The sequence below is a fragment of the Enterobacter sp. RCC_40 genome, assembly GCF_041360735.1.
Lineage (GTDB): Bacteria > Pseudomonadota > Gammaproteobacteria > Enterobacterales > Enterobacteriaceae > Enterobacter > Enterobacter ludwigii.
This window is the reverse complement of the sequence record NZ_JBFUPR010000002.1, coordinates 728,583-747,531: the sequence shown is the minus strand read 5'-3', so window position 1 is coordinate 747,531 and position 18,949 is coordinate 728,583. Positions and strand designations below refer to the sequence as shown.

Below are 18,949 nucleotides of genomic sequence, written 5' to 3'. Positions count from 1 at the left end.
GGAGCAGAGCGTGCCGCAGCGTATTCTGGTACTCGGTGCCAGTGGGTATATCGGTCAGCATCTCACCACTGCGTTAAGTCAGCAGGGACACCAGGTGCTGGCCGTGGCACGCAACACGGAGCGTCTGCAAAAACTGCACCTGCCCGGGGTGACCTGTCACAACGTCGATCTCAACTGGCCCACGACGCTGCCGGCGTTACTGGAAGGGGTCGACACGCTTTACTACCTTGTTCACAGCATGGGCGAAGGGGGCGATTTTATCGCCCACGAGCGTCAGGTGGCGATGAACGTCCGCGACGCGCTGTTGCGCACACCGGTGAAGCAGGTGATTTTTTTAAGCTCGCTGCAGGCGCCTGCTAACGAGCAGTCCGATCATCTTCGCGCCCGTCAGCTCACGGCTGAGACCCTGCGCGGCGCCAATATTCCCGTCACCGAACTGCGGGCGGGGATCATCGTCGGGGCCGGCTCCGCCGCGTTCGAAGTGATGCGCGACATGGTATACAACCTGCCGGTGCTTACCCCGCCGCGCTGGGTGCGATCGCGCACCACGCCGATTGCGCTGGAAAATTTACGCCATTATCTGGTGGCCCTGCTGGACCATCCGGCTGAGCAACACCGTGTGCTTGAGGCTGCCGGCCCGGAAGTGCTGAGCTACCAGCAACAGTTCGAACATTTTATGCGTGTCAGCGGCCGCCGACGCTGGCTGATCCCCATTCCCTTCCCTACCCGCTGGATCTCGGTGTGGTTTTTAAACGTCATTACGTCCGTGCCGCCGACGACCGCAAAAGCGCTGATCCAGGGGCTCAAACACGATCTGCTGGCCGACGATCGTGCGTTGCGTGCGCTGATCCCCCAGACGCTGATCCGTTTCGATGACGCGATACGCAATACGCTCAAGGAAGAGGAACAGCTGATGAACTCCAGCGACTGGGGCTACGACGCCCAGGCGTTTGCCCGCTGGCGGCCTGAGTACGGTTACTTTCCTAAACAGGCGGGCTGCACGGTGAACACCCCGGCCAGTCTGGCGGACCTGTGGGAGGTGGTGAATCAGATTGGCGGCAAAGAACGCTATTTCTTCGGCAATATCCTCTGGCAAACCCGTGGCGCACTGGATCTGCTGGCAGGACACAGGCTGGCGAAAGGCCGTCCTGCGCACCCGTATCTTGCGGTAGGCGATACGGTTGACAGCTGGAAGGTAATTATCGTCGAGCCCGAAAAACAGCTGGCGCTGCTGTTTGGCATGAAAGCGCCCGGTCTGGGACGGTTGTGCTTTACGCTAAAAGACAAAGGCGACCATCGTGAACTGGACGTTCGTGCCTGGTGGCATCCGCACGGGATGCCGGGGCTTTTCTACTGGTTGTTAATGATCCCCGCTCACCTGTTTATCTTTCGCGGAATGGCGAAACGTATCGCGCAGCTGGCAGAACAAAAGACGAAAATAACTCAATAAAACTCTTATTCTTTCACCTTTCCCATTGCAACCCGCCGTAATTCACGAAAGAATGCGCACGAAATTCTTTTTCAACACAGTGGATTGATATGAAGGTACTGGTTACCGGGGCGACCAGCGGCTTAGGCCGAAATGCGGTCGAGTTTCTGCGCAACAAAGGCATCAGCGTCAGGGCCACCGGTCGCAACGAAGCGATGGGTAAACTGCTGCAAAAAATGGGCGCAGAGTTTGTCCATGCCGACCTGACGGAGCTGGTCTCCTCTCAGGCCAAGGTGATGCTGGCCGGTATCGATACGCTGTGGCACTGCTCCAGTTTTACCTCCCCGTGGGGTACCCAGGAAGCTTTTGACCTCGCCAACGTGCGTGCCACCCGTCGTCTGGGTGAATGGGCCGTGGCCTGGGGCGTGCGTAACTTTATTCATATCTCCTCCCCGTCTCTCTATTTCGACTATCACCATCACCGCGACGTGCAGGAAGATTTTCGCCCGGCGCGCTTTGCCTGTGAGTTTGCCCGCAGTAAAGCGGCCAGCGAAGAGGTGATCGATCTGCTGGCGCAGTCGAACCCGCACACCCGTTTTACCGTATTGCGTCCTCAGAGCCTGTTCGGCCCGCATGACAAAGTGTTTATCCCGCGTCTGGCGCAGATGATGCACCACTACGGCAGCGTGCTGCTGCCCCGCGGTGGCGATGCGATGGTGGATATGACGTACTACGAAAATGCGGTCCACGCCATGTGGCTGGCAAGCCAGCCGGACTGCGATACCCTGATTTCCGGTCGCGCGTACAATATCACCAACGGTGAGCCCTGCACGCTGCGCAGCATCGTGCAAAGGTTGATTGACGAGTTGCAAATCGACTGCCGTATTCGTTCCGTGCCCTACCCGATGCTGGATATGATTGCCCGCAGTATGGAGCGTCTTGGGAGTAAATCGGCGAAAGAGCCTGCGTTGACGCACTACGGTGTGTCAAAGCTCAACTTTGATTTTACGCTGGATATCACCCGCGCAGAAAACGAACTGGGGTATAAGCCGATTGTCTCCCTGGATGAAGGGATTGTGCGAACTGCCGCCTGGCTGCGTGACCACGGCAAATTGCATCGCTAGTTGAGCGCGCTCATCTCAGAGAACAGAGACGAAAACGGCAACCCGAAGGTTGCCGTTTTGTTTTACAGCGCCGTCCAGGCGTCTGACCACGCCAGACCCGCGCCTGGCTCGTAGTACGCCGGGGCATTGTTACACCAGCCGCTGTACGGGAACGGTTTGCACTGGAACAGTTTACCGTGGTTATCCACGATATCGCCTGCCTTGTACTTGCTGTTCGCGCTCCACGCGGCGTAAGCACCTGAGGTACCGTCGTTTTCAGACGGCGTCGTGGCTTTCGCTTTAACGTTCAGCAGATAGGAAGTGGTGCTGCTCAGCTCGCCATCGCTCACGGTCAGGCTGACTTCGTACTGTTGAGCCGTCGCAGACTCTGGCGCGGTAAAGGTCACCACCGCCTTGTCTTCACCGGTGACCGTCTGGCCATCCTGTGAACGCCAGGTGTAGGTCAGCGTGTTGCCGTCCTGGTCAGTGGATCCTTCTGCGCTCAGGGATACCTGCGCGCCCGCTTCCACCGCACCGATTGGGCCCGCAATCTGCGCGACCGGTGCGTGGTTCACCACGGTCGGTTCTGCCGGCGTTTCGTCCGGAACCGGTGCCGGTGCCGGGGTTTCATCTTCCGATGGCGTCGGTGCCGGAGTGACCGGATGCTCGTCCGGCGTCACGGCGGAACCGTCATCGTTGATAATGTTGACGTTATAGAATTTCTTCACGCAGTTCGTGTAGTCACCCTCTTTAAAGGCGCTGAACGGCGTCTGATAACCGACCAGCTGGCAGGAATACGTTTTACCGTCTGGCGTATCGGCACTCCATCCCCAGTCCTGCTCCCAGTAAATCTTCAGCGCACCGGAGCCGCCTTCATCGAACTGCTTCATGTTGGCACAGCCGAGTACTTCATTTGCCGGGACAGGCACTTTCAGGTACTTCGCAAACTCTTTGTAGTACTTGATACGGTTTTCAGACTGGGCAATCTCAGTCGGGCCGCCACACTCTACGCCACCGTTAATGATCTGGGTGGTCACGCCGAAGCCCGGAACCAGGCCGTTGGCTTTGTCATGATCGTTTGGCTGCCAGGTGCCGTCAATAACCTGCAGCATGCTCGGTTTCGGCGGCTGCGGATAGGCGAAGAAGAAGATGGCGCTTGCCAGGTTCAGCCAGGTGTCAGCCACCAGCTCCGGCTTGTCGAGCAGCGTGCGGACAGTGCCGAACATCGCTTCAGAGAACGGACCGTAGTTGTAGTTATAAGACAGCTGTTTTGCCCCACGGCCAAAGTAACTCACGAAATCGCCGTCTTTGTCTTTGCCGCACGGCCAGGTTTGTCCCTGCCAGATATCAGGATTACATTCGCCGTTGTAACCGCCTTTCTGCCCTTCGGTCCAGCCCATTTCGCGAACGTGAACCAGCGCCTGACGCCATTCGGCTTCCGGACGCCAGCTTTCGTGGCCGCCGGTTTCCTGTGCGAAGTGGGCAAACATGGTGGCCAGCTCTTTACGGCAGATGGCGTCGCTGTCACGGCCGTCGTTGTAGGTCTTACACAGCGCCGGGAATTTGCCCACCGCTTTGAGGAAGTTACTGTAGGTGTAGGACTGCGCTCGCATCGGGAAAAGGTATTCCCAGTCGCTGGCCTTCACAATGCCTTCAACGCGTTTAACGTTATCCGGGTTCGCTGCACGGCCTGGCTCAATCAGCTCAACCTGGGCATTATCCAGCGTACGAATGGTGTCTTTAACCGACGCCATCAGTGGAAAGTTAGTCAGTTCCTGTTCTTTCTTCGCCAGATCGCTGGCTTTCAGGGTGAACGGCTCGCTGGTGGTTGCCTGCAGCGTCGCAGCCTGTGCCATGAAAGGCGCAATGCATGCACCCGCAACGAGCACGCTCAGTAAGGTCCTTTTGGTCATTTCAACTCATCCTATATATAGCAACAAGGGTTAATGCAATCACGGTTTATGTATTATTCCCTTAATAAATAAACCAAAGAGTGCGGTAATTTTTCATTTTCTGAAGCGCACCTCTGGGTACGCTTCAAAAAACAAAAAGCAGAATTAATAAGAGGAACGAGGTTTTATCTCCTGATATTTCGCCCAGACCTTGCGGGCATAATTCATACGCTTTGAATAATTCTCTTTTTTCACTCCCGCGTTATAAGCCCCGACGGCTTCCCAGTTATAGCCATATACGTTGATCATCGTCGACAGTATTGACGCGCCCACCATAATGGAGGTGCAGGGCTCGGTCACAAGCCGGTTCTCGTCAATGCCCTGGCGCTGCAGTTCGCTGAAATGCGTGCTGTTAATCTGCATTAATCCCACATCCCGCGAGCCATCCTGATTCCACCCCACGGCATTCGGATTCATACCAGATTCCACCTGCGCAATGGCATATAATAAATACGGATCGACATGATAATAATGCGCCGCTTTATCCCAGCAATTTGCTGCCGCACTCTGACTTAAAATAAGCAATAACAATAAAAAGCGTTTCATCTCATTACCTGTTTATTTACTGACGATCCTTCTCCTTGCGCACGCTGTCTTATTCCGAAAGGGGTTGACCACACCCGAAACGGGGTGTGGTCAACGATTGCAGGCGATATCAAACCCGCAACCTCAGGCTTAGAAGGTTATTTGCAGTCTGCTGACGCGCCTTCTTTCACCTATACATCGCTGTTACCTGGTTTATCACCACGGGTCCACCATTTCGCACGGTAGACATACCCCTGGTAGGTGGTCGTATCGCCACCGTTGTAAACCACATCTGAACGCCAGTTCATTTTCACCTGGCTGACCAGCTCCCACGCATCCGCGTCAAAGCCAGGTTTATTGCCCTGTGTCCAGTACTTCGCTTTCCACACCAGGTTGTCGGCGCTCACGGTGTCACCACTGTTGTAGATTTTGCTCGCACTCCAGGCCGGGTACTGGCTGGCATTGGCATCAACAGGTGCATCACAACTGCCGGTGGCAGAGCCTTCATCAGAAGGTGGCGTGACCTCATCGGCAGGTGGTGTCACCTCGTCAGATGGCGGCGTGACCTCATCGGCTGGTGGTGTTACCTCGTCAGATGGCGGCGTGACCTCATCGGCTGCTTTTGGCGTGACAATAACCTGCACGTTCGATTGAACGCTGGTTTTACCGTCGCTGACCACCACGCTCAGGGTGTAGGTGGAATCGGAAGCGACAGCCGGTGCGGTGATATTCACGTTCGCGGTGTCAGTACCGGTTGCGTTCATGTCCGCCGGCACGCTCCAGGCATAGGTCAGCGCGTCACCATCCGGATCGGCCGCCTGCGCATGCAGGGCATAGGTTTCACCCGCCTGCAGCGTGATGCTTTCCATCGGGTTGACCACCGGTGCCTGGTTCGCTTTAGGTGCTTTGTTCACGACCTGAACATCAATGGCGTTCGTCAGGCCTTTCGCATCTTTCACCGTCAGGCGGAAGGAGAGCGTCTGGTTCTGAGTCACTGCCGCCGCGCCGAAGGAGGCTTTGGCTTTCGTGCTGTTGGTAAGGGTCACGGCTGGACCGGAAATCTGGGTCCACTTATAGGTAATGGCGTCGCCGTCCGGATCGCTAGACGCAGAGCCATCAAGGGTGACGGTAACAGGCCCGGTCACGGTCTGATCGGCAGCCGCAGCGATCGGCGCATGGTTGGTGACAACGGGATCAACCGGCGTTGAACCGCCGCCCAACAGGCTTTCGTTCATCGCATTGAGGATGTCGCCATTGTCCGAGTCGATGGACCAGGAGAACAGACCGCCCAGGTTTTTCGCCAGCACATACTTACCTTTTGCCGTGGTAGAACGCGCGTCTTCATAGGTAATCAGATCGCCGGTGGCTTTATTGAACAGATACGGCGCTTCTGCCGCGGCATCGTATTTGTATTCCCAGCCTGGCTTGCCTTTGTACTCGTTCGCAATCTGACGGTAGTCAACCACGCCCGGTTCCCAGGTGCCTTTGACCGCGCCCGTTGCCGTACCGGTGAACGGATTGTCGCCGGTGTAGCCATGAACGCCGGTCCAGCCGCGACCGTACATGCCCGCCCCCACAACAATCTTGCCCGGCTGCACGCCCTGCTCCAGCAGCGCGTTCACGCCGTTTTCAGTGGTGTAGTTGGTGTCCGGTTTCCACTCCGCGCCGTGCAACGCCGCCTGGTGGCCGAGATCAGTATTGCTCCAGCCGCCGTAGAAGTCGTAGCTCATCAGGAAGATGTGGTCGAGGTACTGCTGCGCCGTGGTGTAATCCACGTCTTCAATTTTGTCTTTACCGGAACCAATGGCGGTGGTCAGTTCGTACGTACGGCCCGTTTCTGCAGACAGCTCGTTCAGCATCGCGCGCAGATCGTGCATCACCGCGGTATAGGTGGCTTTGTCCTGAGCAGGGTTGCCAAGATTTTCCGACACACCACCACCCCCCGGGAATTCCCAGTCAATATCGACCCCGTCGAAGAATTTCCAGGTTTTCAGGAACTCTTTCACGGAAGAGACGAAGCGCGCGCGGATCGCTGAATCATGCATCTGGAAGAACGGATCGGACATCGTCCAGCCGCCAATGGAAGGCAGCACTTTCAGATCCGGATGGGCTTTTTTCAGCGCCATCAACTGACCAAAGTTACCTTTGTAGGGGTCGTCCCAGTTGGTCACGCCGGCCTGCGGTTTTTGCAATGCCGCCCACGGATCGTGAATGGCCACGGTGTAATCCTGACGGCCCGCACAGGCGCGCTGCAGCGCGGCGAAGCTGTTGCCGTTCTCAACCGTTTTTAACCCGTCGTTGATGCCATCACCGCCACAGATCGGAATGAAACCGTACAAAATGTGGTTCAGGTTCGCCGCAGGGATTTTATCCACCGGGAACTCACGCCCATAGACGCCCCACTCAGGGAAATAGGCACCCACCACTTTGTCCGTATGTTGAGAGAAAGTTTTGTTATTTTCCTTCAGGGTGGTGTTCAGCGGCAGCAGATGGCTCCCGTCCGTGTCCGCCACGATGATCAGTTTGCTGGCACTTTTAGAACACCCGCTGGCGTTACAGAGTTCAACCTGCTCCTGATAGCGTCCGCCCTTTTTCACTTTGAAGGTGGCTGACCCGGAGGCGCTTGCGGCACCACTCCACACGGCCTGACCATCCAGAAGTACTTTCGCCGAGGTTGGCGCATCGCCGCTCCAGACGTTCCACTCAACTTTCACATCCGCGCCATCATGGACTTTCACAAGGCTGTTATAGTCTTGCGCTGCCTGGTCAACTTCAACAATCGCAAACTTATCATTGCCACTGCTGAGGGTTGGCGTACCTGGCGCCGCCGCGAAGGCAGAGCTGGACGCCGCTGCAACGAAAAGCGCCAGATATTTAGGCTTCATAAATTTCATTTTTATTTCCTGATAAATTTATTTGTAAACGTTAATGACCCATGTCTTCCTTTAAAACATGGAATAGTTTTTACAGACTTTGAATTTCAACTTAAGCAATAATCGTTAACCGCTATTTCTGTGGCGCGCTGTATTCCTCCATTAAAAGATACAAGCTCGAATTCCGTGAAGCTTATGTCTTTAACGATACGCTGAATAAATACTGTATTCCTTTCATTCCCCAATCGAAAAAATCACTAAAAAAACTTGACCGGTGTATTCAGAATGTGGAACAGGCAACCTGATAAACAAAAACCGTCATGCCGGCAAAAGCTAAATAAGGACCGAAAGAAATAACGCGGTTATTTTTATTCGCATGTGTTGTCGCGAAATATCCGACAATACCGCTTAACGCGGCAATCAATTCCAGGGTGGGCAGTGCCTGCCAGCCACACCAGGCGCCTAACGCCGCCAGAAGTTTAAAATCGCCATAGCCTAATCCTTCTCGTCCGGTAAGCAGACGAAATGCCCAGTAGAGAGACCAGAGCGAAAGGTAGCCAGCCACCGCCCCCAGCAGCGCATCCTTAAGCGGCAGCGTGTGGTCAACGAGGTGTAACAACAGTCCTGCCCACAGCAACGGCTGGGTCAGACAGTCAGGGAGCAACTGATGCTGCCAGTCAATCATCGCCAGCGGCAGCAGAAACGCGGCCAGCAACCACAGTGAGAACAACGCCGGTTCGCCCGGAATGCACAAGGCGGTGAGGCCAAAAAAGAGCGCGGTGACGAGTTCGAGCATCAATAAGCGCAGCGGGATGGCCGTGCCGCACTGCCTGCAGCGCCCGCGCAATACTAGCCAGCTGACCAGCGGGATATTCTCCCAGGCAGCAAGATCATGCTGGCACACCGGGCAGTGAGAGGCCGGAAACAGCAAGTTGCCCGCGCCTTCCTCCTCCATCACCATGCCCGGCACGCGCTCGGCGACAACCCCCAGAAAACTGCCCACCATGCTGCCCAGGATCGCACTCATCACCGGGAACCCCACCGGGTAGACTTCCCGCATCAGCGCAACGGTGTTCATGCGGTTTTGCGCCAGGTGAGCTGCACTTCGGCTTTCACGTCACTGAGGTGATCGACCGGCGTAAGGTTCATTTTTTGCAGCCTGACGCCGGAGGTCTGGTTGATTTCCCGCAGCCAGTTTTTTAATTCATACACGTTTACGCGGTTCACCACGAACGATAAGGTTTGCCCGTCCTGACGCACCTCCGTCAGGGAAAGGTTAATTTCATGAGCGCTGTTCTCCACCACCGTGCGCGGGTTATCCGTTTTAATGATCATCACCGGAAGGTGGTGTTTATCTATTTCTCTGCGCATCCAGTTCAGCGTCTCTTTTTGTCGGGTCAGCGTTGATTTGCTATTTTGAATCATATTATCCAGTGGCATCATGCCCGCGTAATAAACAGCCGCGGCCAGGAGGGCAACGGCACCGGTTTTTAAAATATATTTCTCCCGGATGCTGTATTGTTGATAACGCGACGTAAGCTTCGTGATTCGCTCTTTCATTTATATTTCCCTGCGATCATGGCGGTATAAGGTGCAGTGGTAGAAACAGGCTGTAGGGTGAAATCAAAATGCTCACCTGTTTTCTCCACAAACGACTGCAGTGCGGCCTGGCTTTGCGCACTGACGCTCAGGGTCAGCGCATTTTGTTGCGCATCGTACTCAAGCAGGGAGATCTCAAGTGCGGGTACGGCCTGCCTGGCTTGCTCAAGATCATCCAGCTGCAGGAATACCCCTTTGTGCTGCTTTTTCATGTTTTGACCAAAGTGGTATTTGATATTGGTCTGCTGGCGCATGCTGGGAAAATGGTGCTGATAAACCTGAACGATCTCCTGCTGAACCCGATTTTCCTGCTGTACCAGCATCCAGGCCATCGCGATCCGCGGGCCCAGCAACAGCCCGAGAGACAGCAGGCCCGCCGCCGCCATCGCGATTTTTATTCCTTTAGACGCGCTGCCTTTCCCTGCCTTCGGGCTGAATTCACCGTGCAGGAGGGTGACCCGACAGGATTGCCACTGGGGCTGGATCAACACCAGCGGATGCTGCCACGGGTGCAGAAGATCCACCCCGACACCGGCTGGCGGTTCGCCGTAACAGCACACGTCACCGTCTGGGGTTTTTTGCATCAGCAGCGGCAGCAGGCTGGCCTCCATTTCGCTGGCGACATGGGGCGACAGGCGCAGCCAGTAGCGGTCATCCAGGGCAACCAGCGTGCTTCCTCCTGCCGTCACCGGCAGCAGCCAGGCATCCGGCAGCACCTGAATCACCTTCAAACCGGCCTCCTGGCAACGGGCTAACCACCCGCGCAGAACATCGGTATCAATCGCCACCGCGTCAACGTCGGCCCCCTTTTTGTGAAGCACCGTCCAGTGAAGGTTGTCCACATCGCCAATGAGCGTCTCTTCCGCCAGCCACGAGAACGCCGCCGTCTGAGAGGCAACTTTTTTCGGCAACGTAAAATGGCGGAAGATCATGTTGCCCGCGGGCAACAGTAAACAGACCCGGGCCGCGAGAGGATGGTCTGCCAGCGCGTCAAGGCGCTCCACAACGTCAACCTGCTGGCTGCCGGAAGCACACCACATTATTTTCCCGCCCTCACGGCTGTCGGGACGAACAAAAAGTACCTGTTTCATAGCCATCTGCTTTTCTTATTCAATCATTCGGTAACGACGTTGCCACGTCACGATCTCACCGGCTTCGTTATTGACCTGAAGCTGGCTTACCACGCGAAGCGTTAGCGCATCGGTGTTGCCGGTATAGTTAACGCGGAAGTACCGGCTTTGGGTGGAGAGTTGTCCGGCCACCTGCGGAAGGTCGTCTTTCACCTGCGGGAAGGCCTGCTCCAGCGCGTTGCTGAAGGTTTCCATATTTTCCCAGCCGGTTTCAGGTCGCGATTCAATCAGGCGTACGGCATCGTCTTGCGTTATTTTTCCGGGGAACATGGCGGCCAGTAAGGCGGCCTGTTCCGGTTTCAGGGTGTTCACATCCACCTTGCTGGCGGTATCCGGTAAGGCACACAGCAGCGTGCTCACCTTCCGGTATGCCGTTGCCGGAAATGCCGGCAGCAGCGTGATCTCAGCGATCGTGCGCATCATCTGGTTTGCGGGCTGCCGGGGGGGCACCACGCCTGCCCAGGCATCGCTCTCCGCCCCCTCGCTGGCCGTGGTGGTATCGCCATCCAGATAGTCCACCAGCTGCGAGTAAACCTCGTGCGCCGTGGACTGGCTGAGGCCACTCCCGGTCAGGAGTTGCTCAACAATCTGCTCTTTTCGCGGTTTTTCCGGCACCGCGGGCGCATTTTGCCCCTGCGCGATGTCATCGGCCGCCAGCAGGTTATTCACGTTGAAGCAGTCCTGGGCGTCTTCCACCTGGCTGACCACCGTGTAATCGTCACCCCGGGTCTCCAGCGGCTGGTGCCAGTCACCCTGCAGGGTAAGGGATTTACTCTCACCGCTGGCGTCGCTCTGCAGACGATCTTTGACCACCTTCTCCTGAGCCTGCATGGCCCAGCGCAGCTGCTGCTGACTCACCTGGTAATGGGTTTTCTGCAGATTGCGGCAGAACTGCTGGCTGATTCTGGCAGCCAGCGCCGACATCATGACCAGCAGGATCAGTACCACCAGCAGCGCGACGCCTTTCTGTTTACGTAAAGCCTTCATGATGTCGCTTCCGCTGAAGGTGGCGCGGCAGGTGCGTCTGCGGGCGCTGGCGCGGCGGCCTCGGGGATATCGCCCGGCGTCGTAAACACCCAGCGCCAGGTTTCCCCGTTTTCCATCGTCAGCGTCAGCTCGACGCCATCCGGCAGATGTGCCGGGTCGTTCCAGCTTTTTTGCCAGCCCTGACGGTAAAAACGCCACTGCAGAGATTTCACCTCGCCGACAATCGGCACCGCATCGGGTCTGGCATCCGCCGGGCTGTCAATCACCGGCCAGACATCCCGGTACAGTCGCCCCTCTTCCAGCCGCCAGCGCACGCGCTCCAGCTGTACGGTTCCGCTCACGCCGTTCAGCGTGGTCAGCTCAAGGCCGTCATCCCCCTGACGAAATGTATCCGGCTCGTTGCGCGGCGCACGCGCCTGAAGCTGATAGAAATCGCGTTCCATCAGGCTCCAGGCACGCTGAAGCTGATTGAGCTTTGCCGCGCTGGCCTCCGTCGCCGAACTGGTGCGCATCGCCCCGTCGAGGATTTGCCAGGCCAGGGTGCTGATCACCGCAAAAATGGTCAGCGCAATCATGATCTCCAGCAGGGTAAATCCCCGCTGGCGTCGGATTTTCTTCACGGTTCCTCTCCCGGCGCGATGACCTGCAGTGAAATAACCGGCTGGCTTTCATCGCCTTCTGCATAGACGCGGATGGCATTCGCCCAGCCGTTAGCCGCGGTTTTTACGCGCTGCTTTCGCCAGGCCCAGCTGCGCCCGCCCATGACCTCTGCCCCCTGCGCTTCAGCGTCAGGAAAATCACGTCTGTTGAGCTGCGCCTCCGCCAGTTGATTTTCGGCGACCCAGCTGGCCTGCAATGTATCGGCCAGCCCGTGGGTGAAACGCACGTTCAGGGAGACCGAGTTCATCAGCGCCAGTGCGGCGGTGGAGAAGATGACCAGCGCGACCATCACCTCCAGCAGAGTCATCCCCTTTTGCTTTCTCTTGCCGTTAGCCATCGTTTTCTACCGTTACAGGGGCCGCGCCTTGCGACACCACGCGGAAATGGTGCGCGTTGTCGCGGCTTTGCAGCGCCAGCGTAAAGCGGCTGATTTCACCGTCCGGCAGAAATAACACCTGCGGTTCGGACGCCACCGTGGCGGCGAGACGCTGCGGCGAGAGCGAGACGTGCATCTCCGGCGGGAAATCACCCCGGGTCGTTATCCGCCCCGCGGATAACGACACCCAGTGACGTTCACCGTTTTTATCCTCGAGCGTCACCAGCCGGTATGTATCCGCGGTCATAACCAACCCCACGATATTTCCGTCCATCACTGCCCGGTCTGAACCATAATCAACGAGGGCTTTTAATTGCTGACCAAATATATCCACACCGCTGCGTGAGGGTATTGTTGAAACCACCATCATGGCGCAACTGGCAAATATCACCAGCGCCAGAATAATTTCCAGCAACGTAAAGCCGCGTTGACGTTTCATTATTTCTCTTTCTTATCCAGAGACCAGTTTGTAATATCATCGGCGGTATTGGCTTCGCCATCCGGACCGGCGGAGAAAACGTCTACGGCACCGTGTTCACCCGGGCTGACCAGAATATAATCCCCGCCCCACGGGTCCTGCGGCAGGCGGCGGATATAACCGTCCGCACGGTAGCCGTTGGGAATGGGCGCAATCTCTGGCTTCGTGACCAGCGCCTGCAAGCCCTGCTCGGTGGTGGGATAGCGGTGATTATCCAGCTTATACATATCCAGCGAGCCTTCGAGCGCGACGATATCGCTGGTCGCTTTTTGGGTATCCGCTTTTTCTTTATTGCCCATTAAATTGGGTACCACCATACTCGCGAGTACGCCGAGAATAACAATAACCACCATTAATTCGAGCAAGGTGAAGCCCGCCTGGCGAGCCAGGTGTTTGCGTTTTATAGCCATGATTTAACCTACCATATTATTAAGTTGCAGAAGCGGTTGTAATATTGACAGGACGATGAATAAAACAATCGTCGCCATAGATACCACCAGTGCCGGTTCAAATACCGACAGCGTTAACGTAATACGATGCTGTAATGCCGATTCCTGGTTTTCCGCCGCGCGGTCCATTAAATGGCCTAATTCCCCACTCTCTTCCCCTGAGGCAATCATATACAGCATGGTCGGCGGGAATAATTTCGCCTGCTCCAGAGCCGCATAAAGCGATGCCCCCTGGCGCACGGTATCCGCCGCCTGCTCCAGCACCTGCCGGGCATACCGGTTTTCGATCCCGTCCATCGCGATATACATCCCCTCCAGCAGCGGCACGCTACTGGCCTGCAAAATGCTCAGGGTACGGATATAGCGGGCGCTGTTGATGGCGCAGACCAGCTTTTTGACGGGCGAACCGTTCACCAGCCAGCTGTGCCAGCGAAAACGATTTTTAGCGTTTCGAAGCCAGGCCTTAAAAACCATCATCCCGCCTGCCAGGCTGCCGACGATATAGAGGCCGTAAACCTGCAGGAAATCACTCACCGCGATCAGCGTGCGGGTGGTGATCGGCAGTTGCTGTTTCATATGGGTGAACTGCTCAATCACCTGGGGCACAACCGCCACCAGCAGAATGCCGATCACCGCGATGGCCACCACGGTCAGGGTGATCGGGTAGACCATCGCCTGCGTGAGCTTGCTTTTCATCTTCTGACGCTGCTCGTTGTACTCGGCCAGCTTTTCCAGCACGTCGCCCAGATGGCCGGTCTTTTCACCGGCCATTACCAGCGTGCAGTAGAGCTTGTCGAAGCTGCGCGGAAACTGGCTGAAAGCCTCAAACAGCGTATGCCCTTCCACCACCTTCTCGCGGATGTCCACCACCATCGCCGCGAGCTTTTTGTCCTCCGTCTGTTTCGCGATTGCCTTCAGCGCGCTCTCCAGCGGCAGCGCAGCGTTGACGAGCGTCGACAGCTGACGGGTAAACATCGACAGCACCGGCGTGGAGAGTTTTGCCCCGGCGTTCGCATTACCGGCAGCCGCAACCTCACGGGTTTCGTTGATACTGACGGGCATCAGCTTTTGCTCGCGCAACATCTGGCGAACCTGCTTTTGCCCCTCAGCCTGCAACGTGCCACGCCGGGTTTTGCCCGCGGTATCCCTCGCCGTCCAGGCGTAGAAGGCCATTACGCATCTCCTCCGCGCTCGGCGGTGACGCGCATCACCTCTTCCAGCGAAGTGACGCCACCGATCACCTTCAGCAGCCCGTTCTCACGCAGGCTATAGGCCTGCTTAAAGAGTTCGGTTTCGATGGCCATTTCGTCTTTATCTTCATGAATGGCGCGGCGCAGGGTGCTGTCGACCACCAGAAACTCATGAATACCGGCGCGCCCCTGATAGCCGCTCTGGCGACAGTGTTCGCACCCCACCGCGCGATAAATCGCGTGTGGCGGCTGGTCCATAAAGCTGAACAGCGCCTTTTCATTGTCATCCAGCGGACTGGTGGTACGGCAGTGCGGACACAGCCGACGCACCAGACGCTGGGCAATGACCCCCAGTAACGATGAACCGATTAAAAACGACTCCAGCCCCATATCCCGCAGGCGGGTTATCGCCCCGGCGGCGCTGTTGGTGTGCAGCGTAGACATGACCAGGTGACCGGTGAGCGACGCCTGCACCGCAATTTGTGCCGTCTCGGCGTCACGGATTTCGCCGATCATCACCACGTCCGGGTCCTGGCGCAGAATTGCGCGCAGCCCGCGGGCAAAGGTCATGTCCACGCGCGGGTTAACCTGCGTCTGCCCCACCCCTTCCAGCTCGTATTCAATGGGATCTTCTACGGTCAGGATGTTGCGCTCATGGCCGTTCAGCGCCGAGAGAATCGCGTACAGGGTGGTACTTTTACCGGAACCCGTTGGCCCGGTGACCAGGATAATGCCGTGCGGGCGGTCAATCAGCCCTTGTAACTTCTCCCGTTCTTCATCAATCAGCCCAAGCTTGTTGATATCAGGCTTGAGATTGCTTTTATCGAGCAGACGCATGACCACGCGTTCACCATACTGGGACGGAATGGTCGATACGCGCACGTCGACCGCCTTACGGCCAATGCGCAGGGAAATACGGCCATCCTGCGGCAGACGTTTCTCCGCGATATCCAGCCGGGACATCACCTTGATACGCGAAACCAGCAGCGGCGCGAGCTTACGCGCGGGCTGCAACACCGGACGCAGCACGCCGTCGACGCGAAAGCGAATGCTCAGCGTACGCTCGAAGGTTTCAATATGAATATCCGACGCGCCCTCTTTTACCGCCTCGCCGAGAATGGCGTTGATCAGGCGGATCACCGGCGAGTTTTCATCGTTATCGAGCAGATCTTCGTTGTCCGGGATCTCCTCGGTTAACGCCATCAGATCGATATCGGCGTCCATATCGTCCACCAGTTGCTGGGACACCCCGCTGCTCTGCTGCCAGATCCTGGCCAGCATTTCATCGAAGGCTTCCGCCGTCAGGGTGACCGGGACAAACGCGCGTCCCAGCACCCGACGCACTTCCAGCAGCGCGAGTGCCGGGGTGTCATCACGGATATAGACCGCATCGTGAAAAAATAAAACGCCGTTATCTTTTGCGTAGCCGCTGCTACACAGGGTTTTGCTCAGTTCGTCCACGTGATACCTCCGCCTTACTCTTTAAACGGATTGCGGGACGCGCTGGTTTTCACCGATGCAGCACTCGCAGCAGGGAACGCGGGTAACACGGCGTTATCCGCCGGTTCAATGATCCCGAGCTTTTTCTCCTCAACGCGCTGCTGCTGGCGGGCGCGGATCTGGTCATATTTCTCTTTCGACGCCGCGCTGTAGTTGTCGTCGTCACGCAGCACGGTGGTATGAATAAAGACCATCAGGTTGCGTTTGGACGCGTCCTGCGAGGTGTAGCGGAAAAGCTGCCCGACCAGCGGAATATCCCCCAGCAGCGGCACTTTGGAGACCGACTGCTTAGTGACATTCTCCATCAGGCCGCCGAGCACCACCGTTTGCCCGCTGTGCACCATCACTTCGTTATTGATGGTTCGGGTATTAAAGGTTGGGCCAAGGCTGGCGTCTTCCGTTGCGCTGTTGTCGACGCTTGAGACTTCCTGCTCAATCTTCAGGTGGATCATGTCGCCGTCGTTGATTTGCGGCACAATTTTCAGTTTGGTCCCCACCGTCTTGCGCTCTACGGAGTTAAAGACATTATCGCCACTGGTGGTCTGCGAACCGGAAAGCACCGGCACGTCCTGACCGACATTGAATGACGCCTCTTTGTTATCCAGCGTGACCACACTTGGCGTGGAAAGGATGTCGTTTTTGCCGTCGGTTGAGAGCGCGGTCATCAGCGCACCGAAATCACCGTTAAAGAAGCCGGTCGCCAGGCCAGTAAAGCTGGCGCCCTTGATGGTGCCATTTTTTATCTGACTAATGGGCAGGCCGGTGGAGCCGAACTGGACGCCACCGTGCTTGCCGGTCCACTGCACGCCGAGATCCAGACCGTTGCCGTCCTGCACTTCAGCAATGATGGCTTCCACCAGCACCTGCGGACGGCGGATGTCGAGCTTGTCGATCACCTTCTCAAGGGAGTTCATCACGTTAGGCTGCGCGGTGATCACCAGCGAGTTGGTTGACTCGTCGGCGGTAATATTCAGATCGGTTGCCGCGGTGGCAGTTTTCGCCTTCGCGGTGCCGGCTTTGTCTTTCAGCTGTTCGCCAATACCGGTGAGCACCGGAACCACTTTGGTGGCGCTGGCGTACTTGAGATAGAAGACGCGGGTATTCCCCTCGTTGTTCTGCTCGCGATCTAACTCATGGATCAGGGTGCGGGTACGCGTGCGCGCATCTTCCGAACCGCTGATCACCAGGCTGTTGGTTTCGTCATCCGCCACCACTTTGGTGGCCAACTGCGGCGCGTTCTGCCCTTTCTGCTCTTCATTGTTGAGATTATTCAACATGTCGGAGAGCGCTTTGGCGGAAGCAAAGCGCAGGGGGACGATTTCGCGACGCTGAATACCGTCTTTATCCACGCGCTGGACCAGATCCACCAGCCGGTTCACCACGGACGCTTTACCGGTTAACAGCAGCACGTTGGAAGGCTCGAAGTGCACCACGTTGCCGATGCCGGTGGCATCGTTCAGTTGACGCAACAGCGGCGCGAGTTCACGCACCGGCACGTTTTCCATGCGCACGACACGGGTAATAATCTCATCGCCTTTGCCCGGGTTTGTGCTGTCTGCCAGCGGCGCACCGGCGGTGCGGGCCACGCTTGAGCGCACCACTTTAACCATGCCGTTATCCATCGGGATCACCGAGAGACCGTAGAGATCAAGCACGCTCAGGAAGAACTGGTAATACTCATCCTCCGTCAGCACGTTGTAGGTTCTGACGGATACGGAGCCCTGAACCGACGGGTCGACGAGAATGGTTTTGTTAAGGTTGCGGCCTACCGTATCGATAAACTCGCGGATATCGGTATTTTTAAAACTCGCGCTAAAGTTGGCTGCGAGCAGCGAACCCGAATATAACGACAATGCGGTCAGCGCCACGCACGCCCATGGAAATTTCTTCATGTCTGTACACTTATTAATTGTTAAGAACATTGACCCGAATATTTTCAAGGTGAGCGTGACGTCTGACGACAACCTCCGCTTCTTTCATTTTTGACCATTCAGCAATAATATTTTTTGCCTTGACTTCATCGGTCATATCGACAGCATTCACTTCGACTGCCACATCCCCTTTTTTCAGCCCTGAATGGCTATAAAAGGAAGAGGCATTCCGGGGGTTAATGGCATAGCCTTCCAGTTGGCCTTTTTCGACAACCGGTTTTAATACCAGATAATCATTCAGATGCAGCGTGTCTGCGCCTGCATCTTTTGTCGATTTGGTTACCGGGCCGCTATCAACGCCGCCCTTGAAATAATCCGGTTTCTTTAAGGTCAGCGTCTGAGTGGTGCCTTCATAATTCACGATGACACTGTCTTTGTTAATTTCCTGAATAAAGGCATCGTTAAAACCGGTCAGCGGCTCCCCTTCGCGGTAGCTCTTCTGGCCCGCGGGCGTTTTAATAACAGCGAAGGAAAGCCAGGGGTCATCACTGCGCACAATGCCTTCTATTTCCGCCGCCAGCGGGGCTTTTAGCGCAGCCGGCCCAGTGTCCTGACGTGCTGCCGCCGTGAAAAGCGTGAATGTTTTCTCTTCGCGGCGGTTTTTCAGCGGCTGCGCATCGGAGTTAGCCAACCTATTCGTAACCTTTTTATAATCTTTAAACGTGAAATACCCTTGCTGGCCGCTAAAAATTAACAGCGCCAACATCATACAAGGGGTTATCCACCGTGACAGAAATGAGAACCTCATTTTTCATCTGGCCTTTAAC

Annotated in this window: 17 protein-coding genes; 2 read left to right on the top strand and 15 right to left on the bottom strand. The window is 56.5% G+C overall.

Going from position 1 to position 18,949, the window contains the following annotated elements; genetic code table 11:
* The first annotated feature begins 10 nt into the window (after nt 1-10).
* Together AB6731_RS11700 and AB6731_RS11695 are read left to right on the top strand one after the other, a co-directional pair.
* On the top strand, nt 11-1,450 hold the full coding sequence (locus AB6731_RS11700; RefSeq protein ID WP_371006390.1) for a DUF2867 domain-containing protein: 1,440 nt from the start codon (nt 11-13) through the stop codon (nt 1,448-1,450).
* Between the two features lie 89 nt (nt 1,451-1,539).
* Entirely contained in the window at nt 1,540-2,553 is a 1,014-nt protein-coding gene (locus AB6731_RS11695) for an NAD(P)-dependent oxidoreductase (RefSeq protein WP_020884845.1), read from the top strand.
* A gap of 62 nt (nt 2,554-2,615) precedes the next feature.
* Here AB6731_RS11695 and AB6731_RS11690 read toward each other — a convergent pair whose 3' ends face one another.
* The 15 genes from AB6731_RS11690 to gspC all read right to left on the bottom strand — a co-directional run bounded on the left by AB6731_RS11690 (nt 2,616) and on the right by gspC (nt 18,888).
* Nucleotides 2,616-4,445 (bottom strand): glycoside hydrolase family 19 protein, encoded by a 1,830-nt coding sequence (locus AB6731_RS11690; protein ID WP_371006389.1) that lies wholly within the window; start codon nt 4,443-4,445, stop codon nt 2,616-2,618.
* Nucleotides 4,446-4,589: 144 nt separating this feature from the next.
* On the bottom strand, nt 4,590-5,030 hold the full coding sequence (gene iagB / locus AB6731_RS11685) for a type III secretion system invasion protein IagB (protein WP_020884847.1): 441 nt from the start codon (nt 5,028-5,030) through the stop codon (nt 4,590-4,592).
* A gap of 170 nt (nt 5,031-5,200) precedes the next feature.
* A complete protein-coding gene (locus tag AB6731_RS11680; RefSeq protein ID WP_371006388.1) occupies nt 5,201-7,903 on the bottom strand; it encodes a glycosyl hydrolase family 18 protein in 2,703 nt (900 codons plus the stop codon).
* A 259-nt stretch (nt 7,904-8,162) separates the two neighbouring features.
* Nucleotides 8,163-8,960, bottom strand: a complete 798-nt coding sequence (locus AB6731_RS11675; protein ID WP_181240113.1) for an A24 family peptidase — start codon at nt 8,958-8,960, stop codon at nt 8,163-8,165.
* Nucleotides 8,957-9,442 carry a type II secretion system protein GspM gene (gspM, locus tag AB6731_RS11670; RefSeq protein ID WP_020884851.1) on the bottom strand — a complete coding sequence of 162 codons (486 nt, stop codon included), beginning with the start codon at nt 9,440-9,442 and terminating at the stop codon, nt 8,957-8,959. Before gspM ends, AB6731_RS11675 begins: the two co-directional genes overlap by 4 nt.
* Nucleotides 9,439-10,572, bottom strand: a complete 1,134-nt coding sequence (gspL, locus tag AB6731_RS11665; protein WP_182268396.1) for a type II secretion system protein GspL — start codon at nt 10,570-10,572, stop codon at nt 9,439-9,441. The genes gspM and gspL overlap by 4 nt, the downstream gene beginning before the upstream one ends.
* Before the next feature lie 15 nt (nt 10,573-10,587).
* Nucleotides 10,588-11,598 (bottom strand): type II secretion system minor pseudopilin GspK, encoded by a 1,011-nt coding sequence (gene gspK, locus AB6731_RS11660; protein WP_181240115.1) that lies wholly within the window; start codon nt 11,596-11,598, stop codon nt 10,588-10,590.
* Nucleotides 11,595-12,218: a type II secretion system minor pseudopilin GspJ gene (gspJ, locus tag AB6731_RS11655; protein ID WP_181240116.1), complete on the bottom strand. Its 624-nt coding sequence runs from the start codon at nt 12,216-12,218 to the stop codon at nt 11,595-11,597. Before gspJ ends, gspK begins: the two co-directional genes overlap by 4 nt.
* Entirely contained in the window at nt 12,215-12,595 is a 381-nt protein-coding gene (gene gspI / locus AB6731_RS11650) for a type II secretion system minor pseudopilin GspI (RefSeq protein WP_014169336.1), read from the bottom strand. The genes gspJ and gspI overlap by 4 nt, the downstream gene beginning before the upstream one ends.
* Nucleotides 12,588-13,073 carry a type II secretion system minor pseudopilin GspH gene (gspH, locus tag AB6731_RS11645; RefSeq protein WP_149376131.1) on the bottom strand — a complete coding sequence of 162 codons (486 nt, stop codon included), beginning with the start codon at nt 13,071-13,073 and terminating at the stop codon, nt 12,588-12,590. The genes gspI and gspH overlap by 8 nt, the downstream gene beginning before the upstream one ends.
* The gene (gene gspG / locus AB6731_RS11640; protein ID WP_014169334.1) at nt 13,073-13,522 is read right to left on the bottom strand and encodes a type II secretion system major pseudopilin GspG; all 450 of its coding nucleotides are present in this window, start codon (nt 13,520-13,522) and stop codon (nt 13,073-13,075) included. The genes gspH and gspG overlap by 1 nt, the downstream gene beginning before the upstream one ends.
* Nucleotides 13,523-13,525: 3 nt before the next feature.
* On the bottom strand, nt 13,526-14,734 hold the full coding sequence (gene gspF / locus AB6731_RS11635) for a type II secretion system inner membrane protein GspF (RefSeq protein ID WP_181240117.1): 1,209 nt from the start codon (nt 14,732-14,734) through the stop codon (nt 13,526-13,528).
* Nucleotides 14,734-16,212: a type II secretion system ATPase GspE gene (gene gspE / locus AB6731_RS11630; protein WP_047355707.1), complete on the bottom strand. Its 1,479-nt coding sequence runs from the start codon at nt 16,210-16,212 to the stop codon at nt 14,734-14,736. The genes gspF and gspE overlap by 1 nt, the downstream gene beginning before the upstream one ends.
* A 14-nt stretch (nt 16,213-16,226) precedes the next feature.
* On the bottom strand, nt 16,227-18,143 hold the full coding sequence (gene gspD / locus AB6731_RS11625) for a type II secretion system secretin GspD (protein ID WP_078774809.1): 1,917 nt from the start codon (nt 18,141-18,143) through the stop codon (nt 16,227-16,229).
* A 13-nt stretch (nt 18,144-18,156) separates the two neighbouring features.
* A complete protein-coding gene (gene gspC / locus AB6731_RS11620) occupies nt 18,157-18,888 on the bottom strand; it encodes a type II secretion system protein GspC (RefSeq protein ID WP_371006413.1) in 732 nt (243 codons plus the stop codon).
* Between the last annotated feature and the right edge of the window lie 61 nt (nt 18,889-18,949).

Coding starts and splice junctions, on each gene's coding strand:
- AB6731_RS11695 (WP_020884845.1), top strand. CDS start 1,540: ATGAAGGTACTGGTTACCGGGGCGACCAGCGGCTTAGGCCGAAATGCG.
- AB6731_RS11690 (WP_371006389.1), bottom strand. CDS start 4,445: ATGACCAAAAGGACCTTACTGAGCGTGCTCGTTGCGGGTGCATGCATT.
- iagB (WP_020884847.1), bottom strand. CDS start 5,030: ATGAAACGCTTTTTATTGTTATTGCTTATTTTAAGTCAGAGTGCGGCA.
- AB6731_RS11680 (WP_371006388.1), bottom strand. CDS start 7,903: ATGAAATTTATGAAGCCTAAATATCTGGCGCTTTTCGTTGCAGCGGCG.
- AB6731_RS11675 (WP_181240113.1), bottom strand. CDS start 8,960: ATGAACACCGTTGCGCTGATGCGGGAAGTCTACCCGGTGGGGTTCCCG.
- gspM (WP_020884851.1), bottom strand. CDS start 9,442: ATGAAAGAGCGAATCACGAAGCTTACGTCGCGTTATCAACAATACAGC.
- gspL (WP_182268396.1), bottom strand. CDS start 10,572: ATGAAACAGGTACTTTTTGTTCGTCCCGACAGCCGTGAGGGCGGGAAA.
- gspK (WP_181240115.1), bottom strand. CDS start 11,598: ATGAAGGCTTTACGTAAACAGAAAGGCGTCGCGCTGCTGGTGGTACTG.
- gspI (WP_014169336.1), bottom strand. CDS start 12,595: ATGGCTAACGGCAAGAGAAAGCAAAAGGGGATGACTCTGCTGGAGGTG.
- gspH (WP_149376131.1), bottom strand. CDS start 13,073: ATGAAACGTCAACGCGGCTTTACGTTGCTGGAAATTATTCTGGCGCTG.
- gspG (WP_014169334.1), bottom strand. CDS start 13,522: ATGGCTATAAAACGCAAACACCTGGCTCGCCAGGCGGGCTTCACCTTG.
- gspF (WP_181240117.1), bottom strand. CDS start 14,734: ATGGCCTTCTACGCCTGGACGGCGAGGGATACCGCGGGCAAAACCCGG.
- gspD (WP_078774809.1), bottom strand. CDS start 18,143: ATGAAGAAATTTCCATGGGCGTGCGTGGCGCTGACCGCATTGTCGTTA.
- gspC (WP_371006413.1), bottom strand. CDS start 18,888: ATGTTGGCGCTGTTAATTTTTAGCGGCCAGCAAGGGTATTTCACGTTT.